This window comes from Blautia faecis, from assembly GCF_027662325.1.
Taxonomy (GTDB): Bacteria; Bacillota; Clostridia; order Lachnospirales; family Lachnospiraceae; genus Blautia_A; species Blautia_A faecis.
In genome coordinates this window covers 72290-98731 of sequence record NZ_JAQDKY010000011.1, presented here as the reverse complement: position 1 = coordinate 98731, position 26442 = coordinate 72290, and the positions used below count along the sequence as shown (strand labels likewise).

Here is a 26442-nt window from a genome sequence, read left to right as displayed (position 1 = left end):
CCCTGTATTTTCAGCTAGGTTTTACCATGTATGAGGAAGAAGAAAACCGCTGGCGGTGTTCCTTCCGATCTGATGGAAAATGGATTAATGTAAATGAACTTTTGCAGGCATTTTGCGGAGGTGGACATGCTGCGGCAGCAGGCGTGCGTAAGCGTACAAATGACGTAGATAAATTCAGGCAGGAAATACTTGAGCGGATTGTTATGATGAGAAAGATTTCCGGTCAGAATAAAGAATTAGAAACGAAACACAGGAGAACCAGGAGGTGTAGAATGATGGAAAAGGAAAGAACCTATATCGCAATCGATCTTAAGTCATTCTATGCGTCTGTGGAATGTAAAGAACGAAATAGGGATCCTTTGACGACCAATCTTGTGGTTGCGGATAAAAGCAGAACAGAAAAAACCATCTGTCTTGCGGTATCTCCAGCTTTAAAGTATTATGGGATCCCCGGAAGGGCTCGTTTATTTGAGGTTGTTCAAAAAGTAAAAGAAGCCAACAGTGCCCGCAGGTGGAAAGCACCGAACAGGACATTTACAGGTTCTTCTGATGACAGTGCAGAATTAAATAGTAATCCTGCACTGGAGATTGATTATATTGTTGCGCCTCCCCGGATGGCTCTCTATCTGGAATACAGCACCAGAATTTACAGTATTTATCTGAAATATATTGCGCCGGAAGATATTTTCCCGTATTCGATTGACGAAGTATTTATTGATGTAACGGATTATCTGCATACTTATAATATGACACCAAGAGAACTTGCAATGGCCATGATACAGGATGTGCTGAAAACGACAGGTATAACGGCAACTGCAGGAATCGGAACGAATATGTATTTGTGCAAGATTGCGATGGATATTGTGGCGAAGCATATTAAAGCAGATAAAGATGGTGTACGAATTGCGGAATTGGATGAAATGTCATACCGAAGGAAACTCTGGAGTCACAGACCACTTACGGATTTCTGGAGAGTAGGGAAGGGATATGCAAAGAAGCTGGAAGAATATGGGCTTTATACAATGGGCGATATTGCCAGGTGTTCCATTGGTAAAGAGAATGAATTATACAACGAAGATCTGTTATATAAGCTGTTTGGCGTTAATGCAGAGCTGCTGATCGACCATGCCTGGGGGTATGAACCCTGTACCATGGAAATGGTTAAGGCCTACAAACCGGAAATGAACAGTGTTTGCGCCGGACAAGTACTTCATTGTCCTTATGATTTTGAAAAAGCAAAACTGGTCGTAAAAGAGATGACGGATCAGATGGTTTTGGATTTGGTGGATAAGAAGCTTGTAACGGACCAGATCGTGTTGACAGTTGGTTATGATATTGAGAATCTGAACAATGCCGACAGGAGAAAGCAGTATCATGGAGAGGTTACGATCGACCGTTATGGAAGAAAAATCCCGAAGCACGCACATGGAACGACTAATCTGAAACGGCAGACTTCCTCAACCAAGATGATAACTGATGCAGTAATAGAGCTATATGACAGGATCGTTGACAGAAACCTGCTTGTCAGAAGAATCAATATCACAGCAAACAGGCTTGTGGATGAAAGTTCTGTAAAGAAAGAAGAAGCGTATGAGCAGCTGGATCTTTTTACGGATTATGAGGCGCAAAGAAAAAAGCAGGAAGAGGAAGAAGCTGTGCTGGGTCGCGAAAAACGTATGCAGGAAGCAATGCTCAGTATCAAAAAGAAATTTGGAAAAAACGCTTTACTGAAGGGGATGAATCTTCAGGAAGGTGCAACCGCCAGGGACAGAAATGAACAGATTGGCGGTCATAAGGCGTAAAGGAGTTGAAAGAGGATGAAAAATAATTTTTATGACGATATCATCAATTTACCGCATCCGGTCTCTAAGAATCATCCGCAAATGCCACTTCAGGATCGAGCAGCGCAATTTGCTCCTTTTGCAGCTTTGACCGGACATGATGCTGCGATAAAGGAAACGGCAAGATTAACCGATGAACGATTGGAACTGAGTGAGGAAGCGATTGCTCAATTGAACGAAAAAATTAATATAATCAGAAATAATATCGGTATAGAACAGAAGGTATCGATAACTTATTTTATTCCCGATGCAAAAAAAGCCGGCGGATCCTATGTTACGTACTCTGGTATTGTAAAAAAGGTAGACGAATATGAGCATACCTTAATCATGACGGATCAAACGGTCATTCCAATCGAACAGATAAGTGATATTAAATGTGAAGAGTGGTAAATTTGAGAAAAGATACAAAGAAGTTAGAATGTTTTTAAGGAAAAGCTGGAGGTGATGTGCCATGGCTTCATTTGATCAGAAGCTCCGTACGTTATCCGAAAATGATGATTGCCCGAACTAAACATCCAAAATATAGCTATGAAGGAGTCGAGATTCACGATATAACTGATTGGTTGTTACGGAGAAATCAAAGCTGATGGAGGATAATCGTTATGATCAGAAAGATGCAGAACCCAGATATTAATAGAGTTGCTGACATATGGTTAAAGACAAATTTAAAAGCACATGATTTTATTCCTGAGCAATATTGGACAAGTACGAGTCAATTCAATCTCTCCGGGATGGATAGATACTGACTTTATCGAATATACAGGAGCAGATGCAGTGCAGCAGCCGGTTCATCGTGTCGGAAATCCTATGGATACTGCCAATATGGTACTGTTTCTTTGCTCTGAAAAAGCAGGCTTTATCACAGGTGAAAATATCTGTATTGACGGTGGCATGACAAAACAAATGATTTACCATGGTGATTGTGGTTGGATGCTTGATATGTCGCTTGATATGAAGAGTAAAAAATAGAATAGGAAGGAAAATGTACGAAAAGGAATACTGATGATTTTGTGAGGATCCCTTTTTTTAACGGCGACCACTTATGATCCTGGAATGTATATTCTGGTACTTTCAGTAATCTGTACTTTCCTAGAGCTTTGAAAACGAAATCTAATATTTTCAAAACTTCAATAAATAAACACAATTATCAATACAATACTCTTCATAAAAAATAAAATAGGATATTTTAATGGGAGATGAGCAGAATGATGGACAACTAGGGCTTTCTGTGAACTTTGTTCACAACAATACCTCGCGGAACGTTACCAGTGAACAGTAGCTATTAAGAACAGAGGCTTCATGACAGGATGTTAAAATTATGGTATTTTATAAGATATTAGAGTAGAATATTATTGAAAGTTGATGCCTTGAGTAAATATTATTCTGATGAGCAACTTAACCAGGTAATAAATGTAAAACCTAAAAACCGCATTACAATTGGATATTGTCGCATTTCCAATCATAAACAAAAAGATGATCTGGAACGGCAGATTGATAATGTTAGAATATATCTTCAGGCAAAAGGACAGCCATTTGAGATAATAAGTGATATCGGTTCCGGGATTAATTACAAGGAAAACAAGCTTCAGTATGCTGGTGCATCAAGATTTGCTTATAACTGGGTTTTGGCCAGCGAAAAAGAGAACTATGAAAAAGGTGGCAGATTCATTTCAGATCCAGAACTCAGAAAGTAAAGAAATTAGAAAAACAGAAACGCAGATTACAGCGTAGTCTCTCTCGTTCTTACGAGAAAAATAAGAAAGGGGTAAGTTACTGTAAAACAAATAATGTAATCAAAAAGGAAAAACTTTTATTAAAACGAAATAACAGATTAACAAACATCCGTAAAAATTATTTGAAGAAGGAATGAAACATAGAGGTTTATGACTTTTTATAAGTTTTCAGTAACGGAATGGATTATGTTTAGAGAAATTGGGGATGAGCGGGCTTTCGATGGGATTTTAAATCAGATTATAGAGAACATTCAGAATGGCAGTCTTAAAGCGGGAGCTGCCCTTCCGGCGGAGCGGACAATGGCGGAGACCATGGGAGTGTCCAGACCGGCAGTCAGAGAAGTTTTGAGAGCACTGGAACTGCTGGGAATAGTCAAGCCGGTGCCGGGAGGCGGGAATTATATTACGGAGGATCTGGATACCTGGCTGATCGGCCCCTTATCCATACTTTTTAAATTAAATAATGGATATCTGCGCCAGAATCAGCAGTTTCGTGCGGCACTGGAAAGAGAATCAGCAATTCTTGCAGCGAGGAAGTGCACACCGCTGAACGCAGCAGAATTATGGATGATTCTTGCACGGCTGGACGCCGCAGAAGATGAAAAGATACGGGGTAAACTGGATCGCGAACTTCACCAGAAGATTGCAAAGATCGCAGATAACCCGATGATTTACAGTGTCCTTGCGGCAGCGGATCAGCTTACGGAGAATATTGTTTCCGGGACGAGAGACTACATTATGAAAAAGAATAATTCTGCCAGAGAGGTTGATGACCAGCATCATCGGCTTGTTGAGGCAATCATCAACGGAGATGCAGAACAGGCGGAACGATGTATGTCCGAACATATGGATACGATTGAACGTTATATGGAAGAAATGCAAAAAAAATCCTAAGAAATTTTGGGCATTTTTACAGAGTTAATTGATATGACCTCTATTGTGTTTTGGTAATACCAGTGATATAATTAAAATGCAAATTGGTAATACCAATAAATAAAACTGGCAATACCAGAAAGAGGTGCGAAACAATGGGATATGTGAAATGGTCATATGAGACACTGAATCATTTTTGCGGAGACGTATTCAAGGCGTTTGGATTTACAGAGGAAGAAAGCAATCAGATCAAGGATGTGCTTCTTACGGCTGACCTTTATGGAATAGAAAGTCATGGTATGCAGAGAATGGTGCGTTATCATAAGGGAATCGAAAAGGGAACCATCCATCCGCAGGCAAAGCCTGAAGTTGTATTTGAAACACCGATATCTGCAGTGATTGATGGTCATAATGGAATGGGACAGCTTATTTCCGTTTACGCAATGAAAAAAGCCATCGAAAAAGCCAAAAAAACCGGAGTTGGAATCGTAACCGTCCGTGAGTCCAATCATTTTGGTATTGCCGGATATTATGCAAAGATGGCGTGCGATGAAGGACTTCTGGGAATGGCTTGCACTAATTCAGAGGCTATTATGGTTCCTACGTTTGGCAAAAAAGCCATGCTTGGATCAAACCCAATCGCAGTAGCTATGCCGGCAGACCCGTATCCGTTTTTCTTTGACTGTTCTACTACAGTAGTTACAAGAGGAAAACTAGAAATGTACAACAAAATGGAGAAACCGCTTCCTAATGGATGGGCGTTGGACAAAGATGGTCATGCAAGCACAGACGCACCGGATGTCCTTGCCAATATTGTTGCAAAGAAGGGCGGCGGAATCATGCCCCTTGGTGGAAATGAAGAGGTTACAGGAAGCCACAAGGGATATGGATATGGTATGTTATGTGAACTGTTCAGTTCCATTCTTTCCATGGGTGTTACTTCGGATCATTGCTGCACATTCCCGGATAAAACTGGAATCTGTCATGGATTCATGGCAATCGATCCGGCTGCATTTGGTGATCCTCAGGCAATCCGCAGACATTTTTCAGAATACCTGGAAGCTTTGAGAGAAAGTCCGAAGGCAGAAGGCAAAGAACGCATTTATACACATGGTGAAAAAGAAGTTTTGGCAGAAAAAGAAAGAAGAGAACATGGATTACCTGTAAACGATAATACGATGGTCGAACTTGCTAATCTGTGTGGATATCTCAAACTTGACTTTGATAAATATTTTGACGGATATGAGCTTCCAAAAGATAGCAAATTCTTTACAGGAAATTATTAATAGATTAGAAGGCAACTGTTTACAGTAACAATAGAGGCAGCCGAATCATACGGTTTCACATAATTTAAGATACCAGGGAGGACAATAGAAATGGATTATGCAAAAGAATCTTTAAGACTGCATGGAGAATGGAAAGGTAAGATTGAAGTTGTAACAAGAGTACCTGTAGAAAATAAGGATGATCTGTCACTTGCTTATACACCTGGAGTTGCACAGCCTTGTCTGGAAATCCAGAAGGATGTAAACAAATCTTACGAACTCACAAGAAGATGGAACATGTGTCTGGTAGTTACAGACGGTTCTGCTGTTCTTGGACTTGGAAACATTGGACCAGAAGCCGGAATGCCGGTTATGGAAGGTAAATGTGTCCTTTTCAAGGCATTTGGTGATGTAGATGCATTTCCACTCTGCATTAAAAGCAACGATGTGGACGAAATTGTAAATACAATCTATATGATCTCCGGTTCCTTTGGTGGAGTAAACCTGGAAGATATTTCCGCACCGAGATGTTTCGAAATTGAAAAGAAACTGAAAGAAAAATGTGATATTCCGATCTTCCATGATGACCAGCATGGTACTGCGATCATCACACTGGCAGGTCTTACCAATGCACTTAAAGTTGTTGGCAAGAAGAAAGAGGATGTCCATGTTGTAATGAACGGAGCAGGAGCAGCAGCAATCTCTATCGCTCGTCTGCTTCTCACAGCCGGATTTAAGAACATCACACTCTGTGACAGAAAGGGTGCGATCTATGAGGGACGTCCGGAAGGAATGAATCCAGTCAAAGATGAAATGAGCAAGGTGACCAATCTGGATAAGAAAGCAGGTTCTCTGGCAGATATGCTGGTCGGCGCAGATGTATTTATCGGTGTTTCCGCACCTGGTGCCGTTACAACAGAGATGGTTAAGACCATGAATAAGGATGCAATTGTTTTTGCATGTGCAAACCCGACTCCGGAGATTTTCCCGGATGACGCAAAGGCTGGCGGAGCAAAAGTTGTTTCCACAGGAAGAAGTGATTTCCCGAACCAGATCAACAACGTACTTGCTTTTCCAGGAATCTTTCGTGGCGCATTTGATGTGAGAGCAAAAGAGATCAATGATGAAATGAAGCTGGCAGCGTCTGAAGCACTTGCAAATCTGATCGCAGATGAGGAACTTTCTCCGGAATATATCATTCCGAAGGCATTCGATAAGAGAGTAGGACCGGCGGTAGCCAAAGCAGTTGCGGAGGCAGCAAAGAGAACCGGCGTAGCCCGTATTTAAAAAATACAATTTAATAAGATAGACAATTTTCCCCGGCATAACTTATTATAGGGATAGCAAGGACGTGTGACAACAATAGATTTTACTTCAAGGAAACGTCCGCAGTATGCCGGGGATTTTCTTATAATTTTTTACGAATGAGTAGAGATTTATAGCTGGAAATAAGAAACCAACTATGGAAGGGAGAACTGTGGTATAAACAGCTTCCGTCACAGACAGCGTAGGAGACCTGCAAGTAGCTGGACAAAGCATGCTATAATTAAAAATAACAGACATCAGAAAAGAAGGGACAAAATATGCAAATCAGTTTATTACTAATGGAAGAGATTGCAAAGCTTTTTGCAATCATGCTTATGGGATATGCGGTTGTAAAAGCCGGCCTTATGAAGTCATCAGAGAGTAAAAGCATATCTGTAGTCATGGTTTATCTGGTTATTCCATGCGTAATTATCGACGCATTTCAGGTGGACTATACGCCAGATGTAAAAAAAGGACTGCTCCTGGCATGTGCGGCAGCAGTTCTGGTACATGTTTTATTTCTGATACTTACCACAATATTAAAACAAGTATTACAGCTGGATACGATTGAGCGTGCAACTGTTATTTATTCAAATGCCGGGATACTGGTAATTCCGCTGGTACAGGATTTGCTTGGAAAGGAGTATGTTATTTACTCCAGTGCTTATATTACGGTACAGCTGGTTTTGATCTGGACACATTGCAAAAATATGATTTGCGAAGAAGATAGATTAGAGTGGAAAAAAGTATTTCTGAACGTAAATATTATTTCAATCATAGTAGGAGTGATATTGTTTATCTGCAGAATCCAGATGCTTTCGGGAGTGCAGGATGTCATGGATATGATGAATAATATGATTGGTCCGATTGGTATGCTGCTTGCCGGAATGGTTATTGCGGACGTACCTCTTAAGATTGTATTTACTAAAAAAAGAAACTATCTTTCAACAGTATTGCGATTGATTGTTTATCCAATATTTGTACTGATTCTAATGAAACTGATTCATACATTTGCAGGAATAAATGATTCCAAACAGATTCTCCTGACTGTATATATTGCATCCATAACACCTGCTTGTGCAACTGTGACATCCATGGCGCAACTATATGATAAAGATGCGGCATATGCGAGCTCATTGTATGTACTTACGACACTGCTGTCAATTGTGACCATGCCAGTGATGGTGGGAATGTATGAGATGTTTGTGTGAGAGAATAGAAAGATTGAAGAAATGACACTGACTTCGGTTGGTGTCTTTTATTTTCATGGTCCAGTCATGTCCAGACTGATCGAATACTTTGTGAAGATCACGTTCCAGATGTTAAAGGCATTCTACATTGCAGAATACAAATCCATCATGATAATTGATAGAGGAGAAAAAAGATATGGATCCGAGTATGCATGTTCATGCTGCCATTTCTGATTGTATATTTGGGGATAAAAGATGGACTGAGCCTAAAAAGCACATTATTTTATTTCCGAACAATATTGGACAAGTAATTATGAATTAGTGAAAGAAATGATGTCACAAGCGGAAATCCAATAAATGTCGTGTCAAGTCTATAGTATCTGACACAATAGGTTATAAAAAATCTGTAATAATGAGATAATTACAATCAATAACGCCGATACGGGATTATAATAAATCCTACTTGGCGTTATTGATTTTTGCATAGCATTCTTTGCTCTATAAGAAGTTCACGAAATTTACCACATCGAGTTGGATTTGTTGACAATCATATTGGTCTGGAATATACTTGGTTTATCAAGCGAGGCTCGAAAAAATCTTTATTGTCAGAAAAAAGTCAATCCAAAAGGGGAACTGGAGATTATTGACAGTTAAATATAACATATAAAATCATATAAGTAGATGTTGAGCTCAAGAAGCTAAAACTTTCATAAAGAGGTGTCAGAATGGATAAAAAAACAACGTTGGAAATGATTGCAGCAATTTCAAATGCAAACGGTACATCAGGCTTCGAAGATGAAGTGGTTGCTGCAATTCGTCCTTATGCAGAAGGACTCGGAGAAATTACAGAAGATCGCATGCGCAACCTATATATCCGCCGTAAAGAAAATAACGGCAAACGTCCGGTTGTTCAGCTTGATGCACATAGTGATGAGGTTGGCTTTATGGTGCAGGCTATCTGCCCGAACGGAACTCTCCGTATCATTCAGATCGGAGGTTGGGTGAACCACAATATTCCCGCTCATAAAGTCCTGGTTCGCAACCGATTCGGAGAATATATTCCAGGTATTACTGCCAGTAAGCCTCCGCATTTCATGACAGAGCAGGAGCGTAAAGCACCTCTGGATATGAAAGATATCACGGTAGATGTTGGCGCTGTTTCTAAAGAAGAGGCGGTTGAAAAGTTCGGCATTCGTATCGGTGAACCGGTAGTGCCAGATGTGACATTTACATATTCAGAAACCACAGATCTGATGGTGGGCAAGAGCTTTGACTGTCGTTTGGGATGTGCGGCAATTCTTAAGACCATGCATACTCTGGCTGGTCAGGATTTGAATGTGGATATTGTTGGCGCTTGTGCAGCACAGGAAGAAGTTGGTGTACGTGGTGCCACTGTGACAGCACAGGTAATTAAGCCGGATATCGCAATTGTTTTTGAAGGCTGCCCGGCAGATGATACGTGCGTTGAGCAGTATATGGTTCAGACTGCTATTAAGCGTGGCCCGATGCTTCGTCACATTGATTCACGCATGATTACCAATCCACGTTACCAGAGATATGCGCTTGATCTGGCAGAAAAGCTTGGCATCCCGGTTCAGGATGCAGTTCGCAGTGCTGGTTCAACCAATGGTGCAGTTATACATCTGACTGAAAAAGCAGTTCCGGTCATTGTTATTGGTGTTCCGGTTCGCTATGCGCACACACATTACGGGATTTCAGCTTATGCTGATTTTGATAATGCGGTTAAGTTGGCATGCGAAATTCTTAAAAGACTTGACGAAGAGCAGATTATGAGTTTTTAAAAAAATATAATGATGTGCTGAAAGCGACAGGTATAACGGCAACTGCCGGAAAAGGATATGCAAAGAAGCGCATCACAGCTATTTGAACTTTTATGTGACAAACGTAACTGTCTGTGATATTATGAAAGTGATATAAGCGGAAATGACTTTTGCAGAAACGAAAGTATCTTCAAATTTTATTTAAAAATATACTTATTCTAAATAAGAAAGAAGTCATATAGATACGGAACGGTATGAGTACAAAGAACATTACCAGTGAACAGTAATGTAGGAGAACAGTTCGAACATATGTATCGGCTGTTCTCCTTTTGTTTTCAGGCATTAATGGGGGAATATTTTCTATATAAGTGTTGGGGGATTTTATGGAAAAGTTTAAGGCAAATGATAATAAGAATGAAGAACATGAGATTAACTACAGACAATTTAACAAAAAGCTGGAACTTCTGAATCAGATTCTGTCTTTGATATCAGACATCAATCAGGCATCGGATGAGAAAGTGATAGATACCATTCGATTTTATTGCACAGCCCGCTGAAAAACAGTTGGAAGAAAACATAATGAGGAAAATTCAATGAAAATAAATGGTACAGCTGCTAAACATATTAAGAAATATTGCTATATTGTTGGCCTTCTCTCTTTCCTGCTTGCATTTTTTGTGTGTAGCCAGATGATCCGATATCAGGAAAAAGAAAAAAAAGCAGTGGGAACTTATATGGCAGAAAGCACGATAAGGAGAGTCAAGGAAAAGCTGGACAATTATATAACGATTTCTGATCTTCTGGGAAATTATATCATTGATGGATCGGATATGGATGAAAACACTTTTTCAGAACTGGCAGAAAAGATTCCCAATGAGGATGGTGTGGTAAAGGCGTTTGAGCTGGCACCGGAAGGGATCATAACCGAAATCTATCCTATGCAGGGAAATTCAGAGGCTCTTGGACTGGATGTACTGGGGGAACATGAACGGAAAAAGGATGCAGCTCTGGCTAAGGAAACCGGGGAGTATACACTTGGTGGCCCCTATCAGTTAAAGCAGGGAGGAACCGGAGCATTACTTTTTAAACCGGTTTATCGAAACGATGATTCCGGAGAGAGTAGTTTCTGGGGATTTGTACTCCAGGTAGTTGACTGGGATCGTTTCATGAGTGACATAAATCTGCAATCCTTAAGTGAGGCGGATTTCAGCTATAAGATCTGGTCTTATGACAGAAGCAGTGGAGATAAGGTTATTTTTGCCCAGAGTCAGGAGGATATGCCGGAAGACAGCCTGACGATAGAATGTGAGATCCCGAATAACACATGGTATTTTGATATTGTGCCTTCGAATGGGTGGATCCCGGTTTCATACTGGCTCCTCGCTATTGCCGCTTCTTATATATTTTCATTATTGGTCGCTACAATTTATTATCAGATATCCAGCAAAAAGCACAGAGAAAAACAATATGCTGCTGATCTTAAAAAAGCGGCGGAGCTGGCGAAAAGTGCAAATGAAGCAAAAACGCGATTTCTGTTTAATATGAGCCATGATATACGGACGCCGATGAATGCGATTATAGGTTTTTCCGGATTACTGGAAAAGAATCTTCAGAACGAGGAAAAAGCAAAGGAATATCTGGGAAAAATCTGTTCTTCCGGAAATTTGCTGATGACGATTATTAACCAGATCCTGGAGATAGCCCGTATTGAAAGCGGTACTATAGCGCTGCAGTTGAAAGATGAGGATATAAACGCAGTGTTTCATACGGTAAACACAGTATTTGAGGAAGATATAAGGAAGAAGAACCTGCAGTATTCGGCAGATTTGGATGTATATCATACGTTTATCTTTTGTGACAGAGTGAAGCTTCAGGAGATAATGCTGAATATTATCAGCAATGCAATAAAGTATACATCCGATGGGCATGCGGTCCATGTAAAGATATATGAGAAAGATTCAGAGAATCCCCGGAAAGCCCGGTTTATTTTTACTTGTGAAGATACAGGCATTGGCATGAGTGAGGAATATCTTCCACATATCTTTGAAGAATTTTCCAGAGAACATACAACTACAGAGAACAAGGTCGCTGGTACAGGACTGGGCCTTCCTATTGTAAAATCCATGATTGAGCTGATGGGCGGAAGCATCCAGGTAGAAAGCACGCAAGGTGTCGGGACAAAATTCACGGTAGATATTTCTTTTGATATGGCATCAGAAGCGGATGTATATAGGGATCAGATATCTGAACAGCCAGATGTATTAGAAAAGCTGGAAGGAAAACGTATTCTTCTTGCAGAGGATAATGATCTGAATGCAGAGATCGCGATAGAACTGCTTGCAGAACAAAAGATCATTACAGACCGTGCGGAAGATGGAGCAGAGTGTCTGGATAAGCTGGAGAAAGCAGATTCCGGATATTATGATATGATTCTTATGGACATTCAGATGCCGGTGATGGATGGATATGATGCTGCAGCCAGGATACGCAGAATGAAAGATGAGAAGAAAGCCTCCATCCCCATTATTGCAATGACAGCAAACGCCTTCGCAGAGGACAGACAGAAGGCGATATCCATGGGAATGAATGATCATGTGGCAAAACCAATTGATATGAATGTACTTTTACCGGTGATAGCAAAATATATAAGGTGAAATATCGGTGTTACTGTTCACTGGTAACGTTCCGCGAGGTGTTTTTTGTGAACAAGGTTCACAGAAAACCCGAGAATCTCAGCGCGAAATCATGGGAATGCATGATTTCTGTGCATCGCGAAGTGAGTTACTGGTCACGGAGTGACCAGTAACTCAGAGTAAACGGCGACTTGACTTATTAGTTGCAACCACATATAATTGCTTCGGAACGTAACTTAAAACTTACATTTCGAATAAACAAATAAATTCTTATGAAGGGAAGAATAAATGAAATTATGAAACCTGTGGAGGCATATGATAATGTCAAAAGATGAATATTTAATCACAGATGCGCCGCTTAAAGCGCTGACGGTTTTTGCAGTGCCGATGATTCTCGGCAGCTTTTTTCAGCAAATATACAATATGGCTGACTCCATTATCGTCGGTCAGTTTGTGGGTTCCTCTGCACTTGCAGCTGTCGGTGCCTGTGCAGCGCTGACCAATGTTTTCATTTGTGTGGCACTGGGTGCCGGTGTGGGTGCCGGTGTGCTCGTGAGCCGTTATTTCGGTGCCAGGGAGTATGGAAAAATGAAAACCATCGTGTCAACGTCTTTGCTTAGCTTTTTAATTCTAAGCATAGTCCTTGGTATTTTTGGCTTTTGCTTTTCCCATTGGATGATGAGCACGTTACAAACCCCTGCCGATATACTGGACGATGCAGTGCTGTATTTGCGGGTCTATTTCGTGGGTTTTCCTTTTTTGTTTATGTACAACATTCTTTCAACGATGTTTACTTCCATAGGCGAATCAAAAATTCCACTGGGACTCCTGATATTTTCGTCAGTCTTAAATATTTTTATGGATCTCTGGATGGTGGCTGGTCTTGATCTCGGCGTGTTCGGTGCGGCGCTTGCAACTTTGATTGCACAAGGCATTTCCGCCGTGTTTTCGCTTTTGATTTTCTTTCACCGGATGCGGCGATATAAAAGTCCCTTTGACTGGTTTGACAGGCAGGAGTTATATTCCATGTTTCAAATTGCTGTACCTTCGGTTCTTCAGCAGTCTACAGTGTCTATTGGTATGATGATCGTGCAGGCAGTTGTAAATCCCTTCGGCACACAGGCACTTGCGGGATATGCGGCGACGATGCGTGTCGAGAATGTTTTTTCCCTGATTTTTGTATCTATCGGCAATGCAGTTTCGCCATATGTTTCACAGAATCTCGGCGCAAACAAACCCCAGCGTATCCAAAAAGGCTACCAGGCTGCATTGGTGCTGGATGTGTGCTTTGCAGCACTTGCTTTCATCGTTATTGAAACGCTGCATACGCAAATTTCCTCGCTGTTTCTTGGTAAGGACGGAACCGCTCTGGCATATCAGGTATCCGGGGATTATATGAGATGGCTTGGTTATTTCTTCATTTTTATGGGAATCAAAATGGCAACCGATGGAGTCCTTCGTGGTCTGGGAATCATGCGCCCGTTCCTCATTGCAAATATGGTGAATTTGGCGATTCGCCTGTCTGTTGCTTTGATTTTTGCACCGCGTTTTGGCATTGAATTCGTCTGGCTTGCTGTACCAGCAGGTTGGTTTGCGAACTTTTTAATATCCTATGTGGCGCTCAGAAGATCATCAAGTCTATAGTATCTGGCTGTATTTTGCAGAAAGCTTTTTTTAAACATGCTATAAGAAAATGTTTTTCATTTGACGTGTTGCTTCAGAAATAGCTGAAAGAGAACGCGGGAAATGAAGGAGGTATCATGAAAGTTACTTACATTAACCACAGTGGGTTTTTAATTGAGACCAGAGACTGCTACTATATTTTTGATTATTATAAGGGTGAACTATCGAACCTTGACAAGGAAAAAGAAGTAATCGTTTTTTGCAGTCATTTCCACCAGGATCATTTTAACCCACAAATCTTTGGGATTCTTGAAGATATGGGGATGACTTATCAGGCAGTCCTGGCGAATGATATACGAAAAAGGAATCATTTATCGGATCTGAAGATCACATATGTTTATCATGATCAGACTTATAATCTGGATAATGGCACTGAAGTTGATACTTTGCTGTCTAACGATAGTGGTGTCGCATTCATTGTCAAAACAAAGGAAGGCACCATTTATCATGCCGGCGACTTAAACGACTGGTACTGGGATGGTGAGCTGAAAGCTGACAACCAGAGGCTTACTTCTGCATATCGTGCAGAGATCAGGAAAATTAAGGGTATGCATTTTGATGCTGCATTTGTTCCCTTAGATCCGAGGCAGGGAGATCACTATGCCGACGGGATCCTGTATTTCCTTAAAAATGTAGATTGCAATGTCATTTTTCCAATGCATTACTGGAATGATGCCAGTGTAATTAAGCGGTTCATTACTGAATATCCGCAATATAAGTCACGCATTAAAAACACAGAATGTACAAAAGGAGAAGAAGTATGAAATTTAAGATGATTCACGAAAACTATAATGTGTCAGACCTGGACCGATCTATTAAATTTTACAATGAGGCCCTTGATCTGCACGAGGTAAGAAGAAAGACTACCGATAATTTTATCATCGTGTATCTGAGCAACGATGTAAGTGATTTTGAGCTGGAACTTACCTGGCTTAAGGATCATCCACAGCCATATAATCTGGGTGAATGCGAATTCCACCTGGCATTCCAAGCGGAGGATTACGAGGCTGCGCACAAGAAGCACAAAGAGATGGGCTGCATTTGCTTCGAAAATGAAGCAATGGGAATTTATTTCATCGTAGATCCAGATGGTTACTGGCTTGAGATTGTGCCGTAAAGCTGGTTGGGAAATCGAATAAAGCTGACGTATATTATTTTGCAGGAGGGCACTTATGTACCTGGATAATTTAGATGAACTGGATCAGAAGATTATCCAGTTACTTATAGAAAATGCACGTATCTCCTACTCAGATATCGGTGAAGAAACCGGCATTTCCAGAGTGGCAGTAAAAGCCCGGATTCAGGCTATGGAGAAAAAGGGGATAATTGAAGAATATACAACAATAATAAATCCGCAAAAAATCAGTGGGGCTGTATCCAGTTATTTTGAAATTGAAATAAAACCAGGGCATTTGGCACAGGTGACGGATATTTTATACAAAGACGATACAGTCACACAGATTTACCGTGTCACAGGAAGAGACAAATTGCATGTACATGCTGTTGCTTCATCAAGTGATGAAATGGAGCACTTCCTGCACAACGTCATTGATACACTGCCCGGCATTATCAGCTGTAGCTGCAATACGATCTTATCACGGATTAAAGATATTAAAGGGTTACGGCTGTAGAGGTCAAAATTGAGGTGACGCATTAAGGCTTATTTTGAGAAGAAAGACTGGTATAAGAAACATTACCAGGAGTATCTGGAACTGGCGGAAGCGGTTAATAAATTAAGTTGAAAATAAAAATTGCTATAAAATTTTGAAAAAACCTCAGAAAATGCAGGTTGGTATTCAGGAAAGGTGAGTACTGCCTGTATTTTTTGTTCCTTTAAGAGTGATATCGTCGGTAGATGGTCTGCCCATTTAAAAACAAGAATAGTGTGAAAGAATGATCGTATTATTGTTTTAATGTTTAATCAGAAAATTAATTAAGAAATGTCTGATGTGGAGAGCGTGAAGTTGCGTATTTTATTCGAAGATTGTGAAGGAATAGTTTGGAAATTAGTAATTACAAAAGAAACAAATTGTACAAAATGGCATATAAAGAACGCTTGACAAATAAGTGTTTGTGAAAAATGTATAAAAAGAATTGTAAAATAGAATATCAAATGATATACTATTGACACAATAAAAAACAGGATTGGGATGGAACGTTACAATGAGGCTGCGAAGAAACCCTGTTACAATATGTATGAAGGAGGCGATTATTTGGCTAGTATAAAAGAAGTAGCACAGAAGGCTGGAGTTGGTGTTGGTACGGTATCGAGGGTTTTAAATTCTACAGGGTATGTATCGGATGAGACACGAATTAAAGTAGAGACCGCAATGAAAGAATTAAATTATATTCCAAATGAACTTGCAAGAAATTTGTTAAGTAAGAAAAGTGGAATTGTCGCAATTATTATTCCCAAAATATCACATCCGTTTTTTGCAGAGGTAGTTTTATATGCTGAAGCAGAACTAATGAAAAAGGGATATAAGACAATGATCTGTAGTACCTACAGTGAGCAGAACTACGAAAAAGAATACATTAATATGTTGAACAGACATATTGTGGATGGGATCATAGCAGGAAGCCATATGCTGGATTTTGAGGAATATCAAGGTGTGCAGGGACCCATTGTTGCGTTGGATCGTTTTTTGGGTGAAAATATTCCTGTTGTTTCAACAAATCATAAAATTGGCGGAAAATTGGCGGCAGAGGAATTGGTTAGAAATAATTGTCGTTGTGTGTTACAGATTCAAGGCGCTCGAGTAGTTGATTCTCCGTCACATGAAAGGCATTATGAGTTTGAGCGATACATGAAAAAACGTGGTGTGACTGTTTATTCCCATGAAATGGACTGGAATGATTTTGATTATGGACAGTATGATGTAATGGCAGATATGCTTATGGATAAGTATCCGGATATTGATGGGATTTTTGCAGTGGATATGGTAGCAATTGCATGTATAAGACAGCTATTAAAACGCAAGAAAAAAGTTCCAAGAGATGTAAAGGTAGTAGCTTATGATGGAACTTATGTAGCGAAAGTTGGAGTTATGAACCTGACTGTTGTACAGCAGCCTATTGAGGAGCTGGCAAAACGTGCAGTTAATATTTTGCTTAATATGATACAGGGGAAAAAGTATCATAATAAAAAAGTGTTTTATGAGCCTACGTTACTTCTGGGAGATACGACAGATGATAAAGAATAAAACGTGGAAGAAAGTGTTACAATTTATCCTAATTGAATTTGTGCAAAATAAATAAAAAACATAAAAATGGAACGGATTCCATATAAAACTATTGACAAAAATAAGAGCAGAGTATATACTCGTAACCATAAAGGATGAGCGCACATCTAGGTAACTCGTATCAAATAATGTATTGGAGCTAAGGATTTCTGAAAGGAAATTCTTTTTAAAACACAAATGTGGAAACCTTTCCACGTTAAGGTATGGAGGTTTTAGAATGAGAAAAATGATGAAAAAAGCGATTGCATTAAGTCTTATAGCAACAATGTCTATGTCCGCAGCTACTATTGTTCATGCAGAAGATGAAGTGACTCTTAGAGTATTAAACTGGGGAAATACTGATGAGGAAAAGATTGCAAATGATGCCATTGCTCGTTTTAATGAGGAAAATCCAAATGTAAAGGTGGAACAGACTTGTGTACCGGTTGAGTCATGGTCAGACTTTATTCAGAAATGGATTACCATGTGTACTTCAGGAGAAGCTCCGGATGTAATCAGCCTTGGTCTGGAAGCTGTTAATATGGCTGTAAGTAATGATTTACTGGTACCACTTGATGACATTATTACAGATGATGAAGAACTTACGGCTAAGAAAGATCAGTATGCACCATCTTTACTTGAAGGTTTTACTGTAAATGATTCTCTGTATGGTCTCCCGAACGGAACTCAGACAATGGTAGTTTATTATAATAAGCATATGTTTGATGATGCTGGTTTAGAGTATCCACAGGATGGATGGACATGGGATCAGTTCAGAGAAACTGCTGAGAAGCTTACCAAGGATGGTGTTTACGGATTTTGTTTCCCATGCACTTATTTCCAGCTTACACCGTGGTGGTCAACTAACAATGCAGCATTAGTTGGTGAGGATGGCGAGACACCTACTGTTAACAGTGAAGGTATTGTGGAAGCAGTAGATTTCTTAAATGGTATGTATAAAGATGGTATTTGTCCAGAACCAATCAGCTCAGACGGATACTCCATGTTTGCAAATAATCAGGTTGCTATGGTTGGTGCTGGTCGTTGGGTATTAAATACCTGGCAGGATGCAGGATTAACAAATGATGATTTTGATTGCGTTCAGTGGCCGGTAAAAGAGAAAGACGGTTCTGTATATGGAGGATCTGCATGGTGCATTGGTTCCACAACAGAGCATCAGGATCTTGCAATTGAGCTGTTAAAAGAAATGGTATCTGATGAAACATTAACAGCTGTTGCAGCAGGTGGCCAGCAGGTACCGCCAACAGAAGCATTGGCAACATCTACAGATATTATGGGAACATGCCCTGATAATATTATGGGAATCTGGAAAGCAGTTACAATTGCAGATCCAATTGCGGCTCCAAGTTATTTCGGAGATCTTGAGCAGACTTTCTTACGTGAGTTGGAGGAGGTGTTCTCTGGAGCGAAAGAACCTCAGGCAGCAATGGATGAAGCGCAGGCTCAGATTGAGAGCGCAATTCAGTAAAAGATATGGCCAGGAGGGATTTATCCTCCTGGCATACTGTAAGACCGTTTTATCCGTAAAGGAGGAAAAAATCGGTGAATAAGAAGAAAAACAGACATAAATGGGATAAAAAAGAGTTAAAAGCAGCGTATCTTTTTACACTTCCATCATTTATTGGCTTTATGTGCTTTGTACTCATTCCAATTATATGGGTAATTGTAATTTCGTTTCACAAATACAACGTGTTTACAGGTGCCAGTACTTTTGTAGGGATGGAAAATTATAAAAAAATATTTACAGATTTCAGATCTTTAACTGCTCTGAAAAATACTTTATGGTACACCATATGTTGTTCATTGGGAAATACAGCAATAGGACTTATTTTGGCTGTGCTGGTTGATAATATTCTGCCAAAAAAAATAACGGTATTTTTTAGATCTATTTATTTCTTTCCATCATTAGTGGCACTAACGTTTGTGGCAATTATCTGGCAAGCCTTTTTTCAGACGGACGCAGGGGTTATCAACTATTATCTGGGACAACTTGGAATCGCTAAAATTGGATGGTTGAATGATCAGGCTTATTCTAAACTGTCTGTTTTGATTCTGGATACCTGGAAAAACTCTGGCATGTCAATGCTTTTGATATTAGCAGGACTACAGAATGTAGACCAGGGACTTTTGGAGGCTGCCAGCATTGATGGCGCGAATGTAGTACAGCGCTTTTTTAAGATAATTATTCCAGTAGCATCACCACAGATATTTTTTGTTCTTGTTATGAATGTAACAGGCGCACTGAGAATATATGAATCTATTTATGTATTGACGAACGGAGGACCGGGAGATTCATCAAGAAGCTTGGTTATGTTGATTGCTGAAAAGGGATTTACATCGTTTGATTATGGAACAGCGTCGGCACTATCAATTATGCTTCTGATTCTTATTGGTATTGTAACGGTATTTCAATTTGTAGGAAGCAGGTGGTGGGTGCATTATGAATAAGAAAATACATTTATTTGGGAAAACAATAAAAGTAAGCCATATCCTGCTGACTATTATCATGTTTGGTATAGCATTTTTGATGATTGCACCATTTCTTTGGGTGCTTTCAGCATCATTCAGAACATATAGTGAAGCAATTTCATTACCACCTAAATGGCTGCCTCCATTTTTTACAGAAATGAGATTAGGATATTTTAAAAAATTATTTTCAAATACTATTCCGTTTTTTGTATTTATGAAGAACAGCTTAAAAATAAGTGTGATTATTACACTTGGCATGAGTCTGCATGGTGCTATTGCAGGATATGCATATGCAAAGTTTGATTTTCCAGGAAAAAATATTATGTTTGCATTGCTGATGGTTGCAATGATGGTTCCAGTTCAGGTTACGATTGTAGCACTGTACAAGATCATGACGATGCTAGGAGTGATTAACACATCCTGGGCAGTTACGCTTCCATCAATTTTCGGTGCAAGTTGTCCCGGTCTGGCAGGTGCATTTGGAGTCTTTATGATGAGACAGTTCTTTATGGGAGTTCCTAAAGAATTGAATGAAGCAGCTGCAATTGATGGCGCAGGACCAATCAGAACATTTATTTCAATTATGCTGCCAATGGCGAAATCAACATTGGCATCGTTAGCAATTATTGTGTTTACATATTCTTGGAACGATTATTTTACAACATTTATTATGATCAATGATACGGAGAAACTTACACTTCCAGTCGGAATTTTGTCAATAAAACAGCCGTTCTCAACAGGAGACAATGTAGTATTTGCAGCAGTAGTTCTTGCTATTCTGCCAGTTCTTATTGTATTTCTGATTGGACAGAAATGGATTGTCAAGAGTATGACCCATGTAGGAGTGAAAGGATAATAAATAATATAACAGGAGGCTAATGACATGAACAAAGATTTATTACATTCCAAGGTTGAGCTGTTTGAAACAGGCGGAGAGATTTCTTATCAGGGAGATGCAAACGTGGCAAAATTCCTTCTTGGTGGAATCGGAACAGGAAACATTGCAGTAGGTGCAAGAGGACAGTTATTAGATTGGGAAATTTTTAACTGGCCTGGAAAGGGACAGTTTGTACCATTCTCTTTCTTTGCAATTCGTACAAAGGAAGAGGGAGAAGAACCTGTAAGCAGAATTCTTGAATCAAAAATCAAACCCCCATTTTATAAATCCCATGGATTTCTGAATGGCGAGTTAGCAGGAATTCCAAGATTTGAAAAATCCAAAATGGTTGGAAAGCAGCCATTTGTTTATGTAGATTTGGAAGACAGTAAAGTTCCGGTAAAGGTTCGTATGGAAGCGTATACACCTTTTATTCCGCTGGATGCAGACAATTCTGGTATTCCAACAGCAATTATAAAATATAAAGTGTCTAACCCGACAAACAAACCTATTGATGTGTCTGTTGTTGGTACAATGGCGAATGTAGTTGGCTTTGATGGATATGATGTTTTCAATAATGTTAAACTGGTAGATCAGGTTGAAAATGAATATCGTGAAGAAGCTGGATTAAAAGGCTGGTATTATAAAGCAAAAAATCTTACAGAGAAAGATATGAAATTTGGTTCCATGTCAATTGCAACTACAAATGAAAGTGGAATCAGCAGAAAGAAATGGCTTCATGGTCAGTGGACAGATAACGCACAGGATTTCTGGGATGATTTTGTTGAAGATGGAAAATTAACAGAAGAAGAGGAAATTGAAGCAAAAGGATGTGACCTTCTTGCTCATTATGACTTCAGTTTCTTAAATCTGAAGGAGAGAATCAGTTCTATCTGTTGTTCTGAAACAATCAAGCCAAACGAGGAAAAAGAATTTGAATTTTTAATTTCCTGGTATTTCCCGAATCGTCCTAAGGGCTGGATTGAGTATGATGCTGATTTAGAGCGCTACAGAAATGGTGGTTATGACATTATCCGTAACTATTATGCTACTTTATTTAAGGATGCATGGGATGTAAGTAAATATGTAGTAGACAAGAAAGACTATCTTGAAGGAAAATCAAAAGATTTTGAGAATGCATTATTTAACACATCACTTCCTGCATATGTTATTGATGCAGTTGCCTCAAATATTATGTCAATGAAGAGCCATTGCTGCTTCCGTATTGAAAATGGCAATTTCCTTGGATGGGAAGGTATTCGCGATTACGTTGGATGCGGACAGGGAAATGTTAACCATGTATGGAACTATGCAACTGCTGTTGCAAATCTGTTCCCAGAACTTGAAATTACAATGCGTAATGTAGAGTTTAACGTAGAACTGGATGATGATGGATGCATGCCTTTCCGTGCAAGAAAATGTCTGGGAGAAAGCAGATGGGATATGATTCCAGCCTGCGATGGAGAATTTGGTTCTATTCTCAGAATTTACAGAGAGTGGAAATACACTGGTGATGATGAATTCCTTAAAGGCATCTGGGACAATATGATGAAAGCGCTGGAATTCTCTATTAAAGAGTGGGACACAGATGGAGACGGTGTTCTGGATGGAAAAATGCATGTCACATATGACATTGAGTTCTATGGTCCAAATACAATGACAAACACCATTTATCTGGGTGCCATCAAGGGTGTTGTAGAAATGGCAGAACATCTTGGTAAACAGGATATTGCAGATAAATATCGTGCTTTGTATGAAAAGGCTTCTGTATTAGTTGACGAGAAGTTGTTTAACGGTGAATATTATATTCAGGAACTTGAAGACGTAGACGCATATCGCTATCAGTATGGTATTGGTTGTCTTACAGATCAGCTCCTTGGTCAGTTCATGGCTCAGGCAGCAGGACTTGGCTATGTGCTTCCAAAGGCTCATGTAAAGAAGGCTTTGCAGTCTATTTATAAATATAATTTCAAGGAATGCATGGATGATGTTCCTAATGTACAGAGAACATATGCGTTGAATGACGAGGCAGGACTGGTTCTCTGCTCATGGCCGAAAGGTGGAAGACCGAGATTCCCATTTGCATATTGCGATGAGGTATGGACTGGAGTTGAATATCAGGTTGCTGTAACTATGATTAAAGAAGGTATGATTGAAGAGGCTTTTACAATTATCAAGGCTATCAGAGATCGTTATGACGGTTATAAGAGATGCCCATGGAGTGAGACAGAAGCAGGTCATCATTATATCAGACCAATGTCCAGTTATTCCCTGATTCCAACACTGGCAGGCTATAGCTGTGATATGGTAAATAAGACAATGTCATTTGCACCTGTAATTAATGAAAAGGATTATACAACATTCTGGATCAATGGAAAAGGCTGGGGAACTTATCATCAGACAATTGACGATAAGGGAGAAGTCAAGAAAGAAGTAACCGTATTATATGGAAATATTGATGATGTAAAGGTAGAATAATTATGGAGCAGGCTCTTGAAAGAGCCCTTAAAAGATCAGAAACTGAAGGGAAATGGCGGCAAAGATATCATTTTACGCCGCCGGTTTCCTGGATGAATGATCCCAATGGGCTAGTATATTATAAAGGACTTTATCATCTTTTTTACCAGTATAATCCTAAGAGCTGCAAATGGGATTCGATGCATTGGGGACATGCTGTCAGTGAGGATATGATTCACTGGAAGGATATGCCGGTTGCATTAAAGCCGGATCAAGAGTATGACTGCCATCCAGAAGGTGGCTGCTTCTCTGGAAGCGCTGTAGAGAAAGATGGTGTCTTATTCCTTTTTTACACGGCAACAACGCAAATTGACGGAGTTGTACATCAGACACAGTGCATTGCAACGTCGAAGGACGGCATGACTTTTGAAAAATACCCAAATAATCCAGTGATCAAAGAACCACCGCAGGGATTTTCCAATGATTTTCGTGATCCGAAGGTGTTTAAACACAATGGAAAATGGTATATGGTTGTTGGTGGCTGCATAGGAAGCGCTACTTTTGATGGAGATGGCCGTATTTGCCTGTATGAATCGGATGATCTTTATAATTGGAAGTACAAGGGAAATGTGCTGGAGTCCAATGGTAAACTGGGAACTATGATGGAATGTCCGGATATGTTTGAACTGAATGGAAAATGGGTAGTTACATGTTCCCCTATGAATCATCCTGATTATAATAAATCTCTTTATTGTGTAGGAACAATGGATTTTGAAAATTGTATTTACACAATTGAAAAAATGGGTAATATGGATGTGGGATTTGATTATTATGCTCCACAGTCATTTACAGACAAAGAAGGAAACAGAGTGTTGATTGCATGGCAGAATGGATGGCTGTGGATGCCCTGGTGTATAGACTGGGGTCCAACCAGTCTGGAAAATTGGAGAGGCTGTCTGAGTGTACCGCGTAAAGTACAATTGGATAGTGAAAACAACTTGTGTATGTATCCGGTAAAGGAAGTTGAATCTCTGATTTCGCAGACTGTTACCTATACAGACATGGAAATTGGTGAAAAAGCAATCAAGTTATATGATGATCCAAACAGAAGTAATCGTATAATTTTGAAATTAGATATTACTAAGATTGAATCAAGAAATCTGGAGATTTGTGTCCTTGGAAAAGAATCCAGTTATACGGCAATTCAGATTGATTTTCTGTCTAAGATTATTACTCTGGATAAGAGCTACGGAGACCACTATGAAGGTGGCAGAATGAACTGTCCATTTGAGCTGCATGATAATTATCTGGAACTTTGCATTTTGGTTGATCACAGCAGTGTTGAGGTGTATGTAAATCATGGAGAAAAGTGCATTACAACAAACGTGTATCCGGAAGAAAACCAAACAGAGTGCTGGATCCGCACACCGTATAAAAAAGCAGTAGTGGATTATGTGCAGATAGATTTTCTTACTTCATCATGGGAAGTGTAAGAAGTCTGTAAAGTTATAAGGTACTGGCTGCTTGTTTCATTCGAATAAAATATGTGGGGAATCAAAAAATGGACAACGTTTACAGAAGAGATCATGAAATGCCGTACATTGCCGATGACGCAGTTACATCACAGCAGAAAGAAACCAAAAAAGCCATCAGGGAGTATAATGAGACAATGCCTTTTGAATTGGAAAAAGGTATGGAATGTCTGGAACGTGCAGGAATCAAACATAAGGAAAATGTATATTTTGAGCCGCCGTTTTACTGCGAATACGGAAACCATATTGAAGTTGGGGAGAATTTTTATGCCAATACTCACTGTGTAATGCTGGATGTGGGAAAAATTACTATCGGAAACAACGTATTGTTTGGACCAAATGTAGGTATTTACACAGCTGGACATCCTATTCATCCGGAGAGTCGGAATTCAGCATTTGAGTATGGAATTTCTATCGCCATCGGGGATAATGTGTGGATTGGCGGAAGCTGCTGTGTCCTTCCAGGAGTAAAGATTGGAAACAACGTTGTGATTGGTGCGGGAAGCGTGGTTACAAAGGATATTCCAGACAACGTATGTGCCGCTGGAAATCCTTGCCGCGTGATTCGTGAGATTACTGATGCGGACAGGCCATATTATTTTAAAGACTGTAAATTCGATGAGGAAGCATGGACAAAAATAAATGAGAAATAAAAGAGCTCCGGTATTTACCAGAAAGCTTATAAGTCTGGTAATGCCCATAGCATTCCAACAGTTTATGCTAGCCCTTGTCAGTGCGTCTGATGCTTGGCGTAATTTCTTAGGATTCACTGTCAGCGGTATCTCTGGCAGGACAGGTTACTTTTATTCACAGCCTGCTTCTAGAAGCTATGACTATTGGTCTTTCTCTTATAGCTGTCCAGTACTGGGACAAGGGAGATATTCTGGCAGTAGAGAGGATATTCGCCTTTGTGACGAAAGTTACAACTGTGATATCACTAATCTTTACCTTATCTGCACTGCTGCTTTCGGGAATGCTGATGAGAATTTTTACAAATGACCTGGTCTTGATCTGGAGAGGTTCCCTGTATCTTAGGGTGATTGCTGCATTTGTACTGAAACTTCCGGTGCTTGCAGTTTACTTTATCATCAGTCTGGATGAAATTGTAAAGATCCCGGTTGTGTACCTAAATTATAAGAAATATAGATGGGGGAAAGATCTGACAGTCAAAAGTGAATAAATGTATAAACAGCAGAGCGGTATATTCTGAGATTACAGGTAATATACAGCTCTGTTGTTTTATATGAAAATAAATTTCCAGGAGCGTCCTGTATACTTTAAAGAGTAAAAGGAATTGACCAAAAAGAATACCTCAAGTAAATTTAGATTATTACTGACCGGGCAGTTAGTAAAAATCTAAAGTACAAGAGGTATCTTAAATGAATGTTAAAGCAAATAAGACAAAAAAGCAAGCAAATGTAGAAAATCAGGCAGTGAAACTCATTATATAAGGGCAATCGACATCCGAGGAAGGGAATTAAGCAGAAAAGCATTTGAATTCAGTGACATGGCAGAGGGCTTTGAAGCAGCTAAAGCATGAATGCTGGAGCTTGCAGTACAG

The 26442-nt window shown here is 39.7% G+C and carries 24 protein-coding genes and 2 pseudogenes; all 26 read left to right on the top strand.

The window, feature by feature from the left end:
* Positions 1 to 26: 26 nt before the first annotated feature.
* Complete coding sequence (locus tag PGQ38_RS07635) at positions 27 to 1802, top strand: Y-family DNA polymerase (RefSeq protein ID WP_204454115.1); 1776 nt, start codon at positions 27 to 29, stop codon at positions 1800 to 1802.
* Between the two features lie 15 nt (positions 1803 to 1817).
* Complete coding sequence (locus tag PGQ38_RS07630; RefSeq protein WP_204454116.1) at positions 1818 to 2231, top strand: hypothetical protein; 414 nt, start codon at positions 1818 to 1820, stop codon at positions 2229 to 2231.
* Between the two features lie 92 nt (positions 2232 to 2323).
* Positions 2324 to 2428, top strand: a pseudogene (locus tag PGQ38_RS20535) (ATP-binding protein); the annotation flags it as partial.
* Between the two features lie 15 nt (positions 2429 to 2443).
* A complete protein-coding gene (locus tag PGQ38_RS07625; protein ID WP_187565373.1) occupies positions 2444 to 2587 on the top strand; it encodes a GNAT family protein in 144 nt (47 codons plus the stop codon).
* The gene (locus PGQ38_RS07620; RefSeq protein ID WP_330674438.1) at positions 2520 to 2810 is read left to right on the top strand and encodes an SDR family oxidoreductase; all 291 of its coding nucleotides are present in this window, start codon (positions 2520 to 2522) and stop codon (positions 2808 to 2810) included. The genes PGQ38_RS07625 and PGQ38_RS07620 overlap by 68 nt, the downstream gene beginning before the upstream one ends.
* Before the next feature lie 404 nt (positions 2811 to 3214).
* Positions 3215 to 3427 (top strand): annotated as a pseudogene (locus PGQ38_RS07615) (recombinase family protein); the annotation flags it as partial.
* Positions 3404 to 3535: a helix-turn-helix domain-containing protein gene (locus PGQ38_RS20530; protein WP_347088823.1), complete on the top strand. Its 132-nt coding sequence runs from the start codon at positions 3404 to 3406 to the stop codon at positions 3533 to 3535. The pseudogene PGQ38_RS07615 and the gene PGQ38_RS20530, both read left to right, overlap by 24 nt.
* 225 nt (positions 3536 to 3760) lie before the next feature.
* Complete coding sequence (locus PGQ38_RS07610; RefSeq protein ID WP_118577956.1) at positions 3761 to 4468, top strand: FadR/GntR family transcriptional regulator; 708 nt, start codon at positions 3761 to 3763, stop codon at positions 4466 to 4468.
* A gap of 134 nt (positions 4469 to 4602) precedes the next feature.
* Entirely contained in the window at positions 4603 to 5733 is a 1131-nt protein-coding gene (locus PGQ38_RS07605) for an Ldh family oxidoreductase (RefSeq protein WP_118577848.1), read from the top strand.
* Positions 5734 to 5823: 90 nt separating this feature from the next.
* Positions 5824 to 6999 (top strand): NAD(P)-dependent malic enzyme, encoded by a 1176-nt coding sequence (locus tag PGQ38_RS07600; protein WP_118577849.1) that lies wholly within the window; start codon positions 5824 to 5826, stop codon positions 6997 to 6999.
* A 296-nt stretch (positions 7000 to 7295) separates the two neighbouring features.
* Positions 7296 to 8228, top strand: coding sequence for an AEC family transporter (locus PGQ38_RS07595; protein ID WP_270431182.1), 933 nt, complete (start codon positions 7296 to 7298; stop codon positions 8226 to 8228).
* A 704-nt stretch (positions 8229 to 8932) separates the two neighbouring features.
* A complete protein-coding gene (locus tag PGQ38_RS07590) occupies positions 8933 to 10009 on the top strand; it encodes a M42 family metallopeptidase (protein WP_148463113.1) in 1077 nt (358 codons plus the stop codon).
* A 362-nt stretch (positions 10010 to 10371) separates the two neighbouring features.
* Complete coding sequence (locus PGQ38_RS07585) at positions 10372 to 10545, top strand: hypothetical protein (protein ID WP_187565370.1); 174 nt, start codon at positions 10372 to 10374, stop codon at positions 10543 to 10545.
* A 36-nt stretch (positions 10546 to 10581) separates the two neighbouring features.
* Positions 10582 to 12642, top strand: a complete 2061-nt coding sequence (locus tag PGQ38_RS07580; protein ID WP_270431179.1) for a sensor histidine kinase — start codon at positions 10582 to 10584, stop codon at positions 12640 to 12642.
* Positions 12643 to 12942: 300 nt separating this feature from the next.
* Complete coding sequence (locus PGQ38_RS07575) at positions 12943 to 14265, top strand: MATE family efflux transporter (protein ID WP_226854195.1); 1323 nt, start codon at positions 12943 to 12945, stop codon at positions 14263 to 14265.
* 116 nt (positions 14266 to 14381) lie between these two features.
* The gene (locus PGQ38_RS07570) at positions 14382 to 15068 is read left to right on the top strand and encodes an MBL fold metallo-hydrolase (protein ID WP_195699296.1); all 687 of its coding nucleotides are present in this window, start codon (positions 14382 to 14384) and stop codon (positions 15066 to 15068) included.
* Positions 15065 to 15421: a VOC family protein gene (locus tag PGQ38_RS07565; RefSeq protein WP_226854193.1), complete on the top strand. Its 357-nt coding sequence runs from the start codon at positions 15065 to 15067 to the stop codon at positions 15419 to 15421. The genes PGQ38_RS07570 and PGQ38_RS07565 overlap by 4 nt, the downstream gene beginning before the upstream one ends.
* Before the next feature lie 55 nt (positions 15422 to 15476).
* A complete protein-coding gene (locus PGQ38_RS07560) occupies positions 15477 to 15935 on the top strand; it encodes an Lrp/AsnC family transcriptional regulator (RefSeq protein ID WP_270431174.1) in 459 nt (152 codons plus the stop codon).
* A gap of 582 nt (positions 15936 to 16517) precedes the next feature.
* The gene (locus tag PGQ38_RS07555; RefSeq protein ID WP_118577957.1) at positions 16518 to 17507 is read left to right on the top strand and encodes a LacI family DNA-binding transcriptional regulator; all 990 of its coding nucleotides are present in this window, start codon (positions 16518 to 16520) and stop codon (positions 17505 to 17507) included.
* A 256-nt stretch (positions 17508 to 17763) separates the two neighbouring features.
* Positions 17764 to 19014, top strand: a complete 1251-nt coding sequence (locus tag PGQ38_RS07550; RefSeq protein ID WP_118577859.1) for an ABC transporter substrate-binding protein — start codon at positions 17764 to 17766, stop codon at positions 19012 to 19014.
* 74 nt (positions 19015 to 19088) lie between these two features.
* Positions 19089 to 19994 carry a carbohydrate ABC transporter permease gene (locus PGQ38_RS07545; RefSeq protein ID WP_270431171.1) on the top strand — a complete coding sequence of 302 codons (906 nt, stop codon included), beginning with the start codon at positions 19089 to 19091 and terminating at the stop codon, positions 19992 to 19994.
* Positions 19987 to 20871, top strand: coding sequence for a carbohydrate ABC transporter permease (locus tag PGQ38_RS07540; RefSeq protein WP_118577862.1), 885 nt, complete (start codon positions 19987 to 19989; stop codon positions 20869 to 20871). The genes PGQ38_RS07545 and PGQ38_RS07540 overlap by 8 nt, the downstream gene beginning before the upstream one ends.
* Before the next feature lie 27 nt (positions 20872 to 20898).
* Complete coding sequence (locus PGQ38_RS07535; protein ID WP_118577863.1) at positions 20899 to 23370, top strand: GH116 family glycosyl hydrolase; 2472 nt, start codon at positions 20899 to 20901, stop codon at positions 23368 to 23370.
* 2 nt (positions 23371 to 23372) lie between these two features.
* Entirely contained in the window at positions 23373 to 24842 is a 1470-nt protein-coding gene (locus tag PGQ38_RS07530; RefSeq protein WP_118577864.1) for a glycoside hydrolase family 32 protein, read from the top strand.
* Positions 24843 to 24910: 68 nt separating this feature from the next.
* Complete coding sequence (locus PGQ38_RS07525; protein WP_118577865.1) at positions 24911 to 25534, top strand: sugar O-acetyltransferase; 624 nt, start codon at positions 24911 to 24913, stop codon at positions 25532 to 25534.
* Between the two features lie 116 nt (positions 25535 to 25650).
* On the top strand, positions 25651 to 26061 hold the full coding sequence (locus PGQ38_RS07520) for an MATE family efflux transporter (protein ID WP_270413167.1): 411 nt from the start codon (positions 25651 to 25653) through the stop codon (positions 26059 to 26061).
* Positions 26062 to 26442 lie beyond the last annotated feature (381 nt).

Bases quoted from the DNA above. Each gene is read 5' to 3' on its own strand.
- PGQ38_RS07540 (WP_118577862.1), top strand. From the start codon at position 19,987: ATGAATAAGAAAATACATTTATTTGGGAAAACAATAAAAGTAAGCCAT.
- PGQ38_RS07605 (WP_118577848.1), top strand. From the start codon at position 4,603: ATGGGATATGTGAAATGGTCATATGAGACACTGAATCATTTTTGCGGA.
- PGQ38_RS07630 (WP_204454116.1), top strand. From the start codon at position 1,818: ATGAAAAATAATTTTTATGACGATATCATCAATTTACCGCATCCGGTC.
- PGQ38_RS07625 (WP_187565373.1), top strand. From the start codon at position 2,444: ATGATCAGAAAGATGCAGAACCCAGATATTAATAGAGTTGCTGACATA.
- PGQ38_RS07530 (WP_118577864.1), top strand. From the start codon at position 23,373: ATGGAGCAGGCTCTTGAAAGAGCCCTTAAAAGATCAGAAACTGAAGGG.
- PGQ38_RS07525 (WP_118577865.1), top strand. From the start codon at position 24,911: ATGGACAACGTTTACAGAAGAGATCATGAAATGCCGTACATTGCCGAT.
- PGQ38_RS07550 (WP_118577859.1), top strand. From the start codon at position 17,764: ATGAGAAAAATGATGAAAAAAGCGATTGCATTAAGTCTTATAGCAACA.
- PGQ38_RS07585 (WP_187565370.1), top strand. From the start codon at position 10,372: ATGGAAAAGTTTAAGGCAAATGATAATAAGAATGAAGAACATGAGATT.
- PGQ38_RS07580 (WP_270431179.1), top strand. From the start codon at position 10,582: ATGAAAATAAATGGTACAGCTGCTAAACATATTAAGAAATATTGCTAT.
- PGQ38_RS07595 (WP_270431182.1), top strand. From the start codon at position 7,296: ATGCAAATCAGTTTATTACTAATGGAAGAGATTGCAAAGCTTTTTGCA.
- PGQ38_RS07635 (WP_204454115.1), top strand. From the start codon at position 27: ATGTATGAGGAAGAAGAAAACCGCTGGCGGTGTTCCTTCCGATCTGAT.
- PGQ38_RS07535 (WP_118577863.1), top strand. From the start codon at position 20,899: ATGAACAAAGATTTATTACATTCCAAGGTTGAGCTGTTTGAAACAGGC.
- PGQ38_RS07570 (WP_195699296.1), top strand. From the start codon at position 14,382: ATGAAAGTTACTTACATTAACCACAGTGGGTTTTTAATTGAGACCAGA.
- PGQ38_RS07600 (WP_118577849.1), top strand. From the start codon at position 5,824: ATGGATTATGCAAAAGAATCTTTAAGACTGCATGGAGAATGGAAAGGT.
- PGQ38_RS07575 (WP_226854195.1), top strand. From the start codon at position 12,943: ATGTCAAAAGATGAATATTTAATCACAGATGCGCCGCTTAAAGCGCTG.
- PGQ38_RS07610 (WP_118577956.1), top strand. From the start codon at position 3,761: ATGTTTAGAGAAATTGGGGATGAGCGGGCTTTCGATGGGATTTTAAAT.
- PGQ38_RS07565 (WP_226854193.1), top strand. From the start codon at position 15,065: ATGAAATTTAAGATGATTCACGAAAACTATAATGTGTCAGACCTGGAC.
- PGQ38_RS07590 (WP_148463113.1), top strand. From the start codon at position 8,933: ATGGATAAAAAAACAACGTTGGAAATGATTGCAGCAATTTCAAATGCA.
- PGQ38_RS07560 (WP_270431174.1), top strand. From the start codon at position 15,477: ATGTACCTGGATAATTTAGATGAACTGGATCAGAAGATTATCCAGTTA.